The sequence below is a fragment of the Clostridia bacterium genome, assembly GCA_019683875.1.
In the GTDB taxonomy this organism is placed as follows: Bacteria; Bacillota; Sulfobacillia; order RBS10-35; family Bu92; genus Bu92.
Map to the genome: position 1 here is coordinate 1 of JADGHN010000126.1, position 4,511 is coordinate 4,511.

The window sequence follows — 4,511 nt, forward strand, 5'->3', positions numbered from 1 at the left end:
AGAGGGGGCTCCTCGAGCGGGCCTTCGAGAAGGCCGTGAGGACGGTGGAGGAGGCGGTCGACCGGATCAAGACCAGCGCCGCGGCCGTGCCGGTGGTGGCCGTGGGCGGGGGGAGCATCCTCCTGCCGGATCGTCTGGAAGGCGTCTCGGAGATCGACCGGCCGGAGCACTACGAGGTGGCGAACGCCATCGGCGCGGCCATCGCCCAGGTCTCGGGGACGGTCGACCGCATCTTCTCCCTCGAGAAGCGAAGCCGGGAGGCGGCCCTGGCGGAGGCGCGGGAGAACGCCTTCGCGGAGGCGGTGCGCGCGGGCGCCGACCCCGACAGCGTGGAAGTGATCGAGGTGGAGGAGGTTCCCCTGGCTTATCTCCCCGGGAACGCCGTGCGGGTGAAGGTGAAGGCCGCAGGCCGCCTGCGCGGTGTGGAGGTGGCCTGAGATGCGCTGGGTCCATCCCGAGGATCTCGAGGCGCTGGCCATAGGGGCGGCCATCCTGGGCACGGGCGGCGGGGGCGACCCCTTCATCGGAAAGCTGATGGCCCAGCAGGCGATGCGCGAGTCGGGGCCGGTGGCGCTGATCGATCCCGAGGAGCTCGAGGACGACGCGCTGGTCCTGCCGACCGCGATGATGGGCGCTCCGACGGTGATGATCGAGAAGGTCCCCGAGGGTATGGAGGCCTATCGGGCGCTCCGGGCGGAGGAACGCCGTCTTGGCCGGAAGGCCGACGCGACCTCGCCGATCGAGTGCGGCGGCGTCAACTCGCAGATCCCCTTCGCCGTGGCCGCCCGGGCGGGGATCCCGGTGGTCGACGGTGACGGGATGGGGCGGGCTTTCCCCGAACTGCAGATGGAGACGTTCCACATCTACGGGGTGGCGGGCACGCCCGCGGTCGTGGCGGACGAGCGCGGGGCCGTGGTCACCGTGGAGACGCCGGACAACTTCCAGTTGGAGTGGCTCGCGCGCGGCGTCACCATCCGCATGGGGGGTCACGCCCATCTGGTCGACTACCCCATGTCGGGCCGGGAATTCAAGCGCACGGCGGTGCGCGGGACCGTCTCCATGGGACTGGCCATCGGGCGGGCCGTCCTCGAGGCGCGTTCGCGAGGGCGGCATCCGGTGGACGCCGTCCTGGAGGCGACGAGCCGGTCGATCTACGGGCACGGGGTCCGCCTCTTCGAGGGGAAGGTCGTGGACGTCGAGCGGCGGACGCGGGAGGGGTTCGCCGTCGGCCGCGCGTTCCTCCAGGGGCTCGGGCGCGACCAGGGGAGCGCCCTCGAGATCCGGTTCCAGAACGAGAACCTCGTGGCGTTGCGGGACGGGGAGGCCGTCGCCACCGTGCCGGACCTGATCTCCTGCCTCGACAGCGAGACGGGCGTGGCCGTGACGACGGAGCGGATCCGTTACGGACAGCGCGTCACGGTGATCGGCATCCCGACGCCCGAGATCATGCGCTCGGAGCCGGCGCTGGAGGTCTGGGGTCCGAGGGCGTTCGGTTACGACCTGCCGTTCGTCCCGCTGGAGGTGCGCTTCCGGGATCTCTACCGGCGCTGGGGCGTGCCCCCCGAAAAGGAGCGCTACCTGGTGGCTTGAGTCGACGCGGGCAGCTTTGCCTGCGTTCGGCGCCATCGGGCCGCGTGGATGATGAAGGGGCGCGCCCCGAACGGCGCGCCCTTTTGGGCATTGAGACCCTCACTCGGCTCTTCCAGGAGGACCGTGTGGCCCCGGCCAAGCTGAGCGCAGCCGCTGCGAGGTAATCGGGTGGCCCTTCCGCCCCTGACGGCCTGTGGCCCAGGACGTGGTGGAAAAGTCCTGGGTGTGTCAACGCCGGCTTTTTGGGCGGCGCTCTGCGTCGCAGAGGCAGGCGTCGGCTTCCTCGACGAGGTGGCGCGGGCTCTGGCCCGGCCGGGTCTTCGCGAGGCCGATGCTGGTCAGGCGGCGGCCCTCCAGCAGCGAGCGGAATGGGGAAGAGGCTACCGCCGCCCAGGCTCGGATGCGCTCGGCGCTTGGCGGGCGTGCCCTGGCCGTGGCGAGCCCGGCGGGAGCGGTGGAGCACCTGCTCGGCCCGAGCCCAGCCGCTCCTGGCCCAGTCGGTGAGCCGGACGACGCGCCGCCACCCCCAATGCCTCTCCCTAACACCCGGTGGCTGCCCTATGGTGCCTATCCCCTCAGCTGCCCGGCAGGGGCGGCCGGCGCAACCACGGGAGGACGGTGGGAGAGAGCTCCGACGGCTTCTCGCCCGGACGGGCCAAGAGGAAGCCCTGGGCCAGGTCGACCCCCAGCTCCTGGACCGCCAACAGCTCCTCCACGCGCTCGACGCCTTCGGCCACGGCCAGCGCCCCCAGGGCGTGGGCCAACCCGACGATCGCGCGCACCACCGCCTGCCGGGCGCGATCGCGGTCGAGCCCGCGCACCAGCGACAGGTCGATCTTGAGGAAGTGGGGTTCGATCTCGGCCACCGTTCGGAGACTGGAGTAGCCGGCGCCGACATCGTCCACCGCCACGCGGTAGCCCTCGTCGCGGTAGATGTGGAGTGCCCTCCGGAAGGCCTCGTAATCGTCGATCAGGCGGCGTTCGGTGATCTCGAGCACCACTTGGCCCGGGTCGATCCCCATCTCCTGCAGCCAGCGTTGCGTGACGCCCAGGCGAAAGGAAGGCGACCGGACGACCAGAGGATCCACGTTCACGAAGAGCGTGCGGCCATCGGGGAACCAGCGTTGCTTCGCCCTCAGGGCTGCGCGGCGGCAGGCGTAGTCCAGCTCGCCCACGCGGCCTTCCGCCTCTGCGGCCCGCCAGAGCGCCTCCGCCCCCTCCAGAGGCGAGCCGACGGGCCCCCGGCTGAGGGCCTCGAAGCCGTAGACCGTCCCGTCCTCCATGCGCACCAGTGGCTGCAGCAACGTCCGGATCCCATCCGAAGAAAGGACCTCGTCCACCGTCAAGAGCGCGCTCACCGTTCCTTTCGCAAGTGTAGGCATCGAACGAGCCCAGGGATGGTTGCGACACCGGGTGAACGGCGTTCCGGACACGGGGCTTGGCGCTGGGCGATCCATCCATTTAGGTCATCGGGACGCGGGCGGCGCCGTCCCTGAGCCGCCGAGTGCCGGGAGCCGCGGGTGGTCAACCCTTTGCAATTTAACAGATGAGTCTTTCCCCGGGCCGGGTGTCAAGATCATGACGAAGTTCCCCGGAAGTTAGCACGGTGAAACTCCCGCCGGGGACGTTGCGGCTGGAGCCAGGGGTTCTCGGACTCGCTGCGGCTTTCCGCGTCTGGACCGACAGCCAGCCGGTGCGCGTGGAACACGACCTCGGGACGACGGAAGCGCCGCTTCGGGTAGGGCTTCCTTCGCTGGGGGCGGGGCCACACCTGGTGGTGGTCGCCGCCTGGGAGACGGCGATGGGACCCTGGCTCTGGGCGGGGTGGCTGGAGTCCGACGGATCGACTGGTCCGTGAAAGACGGTCTGACGACGAAGCGAGGTGATGCGCATTGCGACGGAGGTGGGCCATCGGCGCGCTCCTGGCGGTTGTGGTCGGCCTCGGAACGTGGGTGTTGACCCCGGCCGGACCGACCGCCAAGCCGGCTCGATCCGCGGTCTCCGACTGGAGCCTCAACGGCGCCCACGGGAAATACGTGCTGAAGATCTTGGACGGGGCGCTCTCCGGGCGCGAAGAAGGCGTCGTCCGCGCCGACTTCAACTGTGCGCCGGATCGCGCGGGACTGAGCCATTGCACCGACGTGATCGACCTCGTGGCCGGCGGCGTCTTGACCGTCGAGAACACCCACGCGATGAGCAAGGTCCCCTGTCTGGGGCCCGGCGACCGCCTGGTGTTGACACCGAGCGGAAGCGGATGGATCGTCGGCCTCAAGGAATGAGGCCGTCCGAGCCGGGGCTGCACGGAGCTCGGTGATCGCACAGGCCGGCGGGACCGGTTGAATCCGGAGATCCCGGGGGCGTCCATGGACCCGTTCGACCCGAGTCCGATCTTCGCCAAGTACGTCGAATCCAAGAGTTACCCGCACGAAGCGGGCTCGATCTACGCGCGCGTGAGCGCGGAGATGCAGGCGGAGGAAGAAGAGTCGGTGGCGGCGCCGGTGGCGCGCCTTCACGAGTGGGCGAAGGCGGACGGCTCCTAAGAGTACCAGGACGTAGGCGTAAGCGCTCCGACGGGCCGGAGAGTTTGTTGTGGAAGTCTCAGCGCAAGCGGAGCTCGGAGTTCAATTGGGGGCTGGAGGAGGCAAGCCTTAGGAGCCCCTGGCGTGAGTCCCCCGCGGCATCGGGAGACCAAGCCGGGAGGCGAGCAGGATCAAGACGGGTGCCGAGCCCCAGATCGAGGGCAGGCGAAGCAAAGCGGGACAGGGAGGGCGAGGCGGGCCCCGGGGGAGACCGGGGCCTTTTTCGTGCCGGTGCATAGGGCGAGGGGCCCTGGGTGAGGGTACCGGCGCGGAGGAGGCCCGGTGATGGAGACCGAAACGAAGAGGTTGGATGCCGACCCGGACCTGGAGGCTGCGCGGCTC

The 4,511-nt window shown here is 70.1% G+C and carries 6 protein-coding genes; 5 read left to right on the forward strand and 1 reads right to left on the reverse strand.

The window, feature by feature from the left end; genetic code table 11:
* Positions 1 to 35 precede the first annotated feature (35 nt).
* Both IRZ18_08575 and IRZ18_08580 read left to right on the forward strand, forming a co-directional pair.
* Complete coding sequence (locus IRZ18_08575) at positions 36 to 437, forward strand: hypothetical protein (protein MBX5477158.1); 402 nt, start codon at positions 36 to 38, stop codon at positions 435 to 437.
* Between the two features lies 1 nt (position 438).
* Complete coding sequence (locus tag IRZ18_08580; protein ID MBX5477159.1) at positions 439 to 1,590, forward strand: DUF917 domain-containing protein; 1,152 nt, start codon at positions 439 to 441, stop codon at positions 1,588 to 1,590.
* 575 nt (positions 1,591 to 2,165) lie between these two features.
* On the opposite strand, the gene IRZ18_08585 is transcribed toward IRZ18_08580, so the two are convergent.
* Positions 2,166 to 2,948, reverse strand: coding sequence for an EAL domain-containing protein (locus tag IRZ18_08585; GenBank protein MBX5477160.1), 783 nt, complete (start codon positions 2,946 to 2,948; stop codon positions 2,166 to 2,168).
* Between the two features lie 248 nt (positions 2,949 to 3,196).
* On the opposite strand from IRZ18_08585, the gene IRZ18_08590 reads away from it, so the two are divergent.
* Genes IRZ18_08590 through IRZ18_08600 form a run of 3 tightly spaced genes read left to right on the forward strand, consistent with a single transcriptional unit; the run spans position 3,197 to position 4,130 of the window.
* Positions 3,197 to 3,448: a hypothetical protein gene (locus IRZ18_08590; GenBank protein MBX5477161.1), complete on the forward strand. Its 252-nt coding sequence runs from the start codon at positions 3,197 to 3,199 to the stop codon at positions 3,446 to 3,448.
* 34 nt (positions 3,449 to 3,482) lie between these two features.
* Positions 3,483 to 3,869, forward strand: coding sequence for a hypothetical protein (locus IRZ18_08595; protein MBX5477162.1), 387 nt, complete (start codon positions 3,483 to 3,485; stop codon positions 3,867 to 3,869).
* Positions 3,870 to 3,926: 57 nt separating this feature from the next.
* On the forward strand, positions 3,927 to 4,130 hold the full coding sequence (locus IRZ18_08600) for a hypothetical protein (GenBank protein ID MBX5477163.1): 204 nt from the start codon (positions 3,927 to 3,929) through the stop codon (positions 4,128 to 4,130).
* The last annotated feature ends 381 nt before the right edge of the window (positions 4,131 to 4,511 follow it).

Excerpts from the sequence above, each read along its gene's own strand:
- IRZ18_08580 (MBX5477159.1), top strand. The coding sequence starts at position 439 with ATGCGCTGGGTCCATCCCGAGGATCTCGAGGCGCTGGCCATAGGGGCG.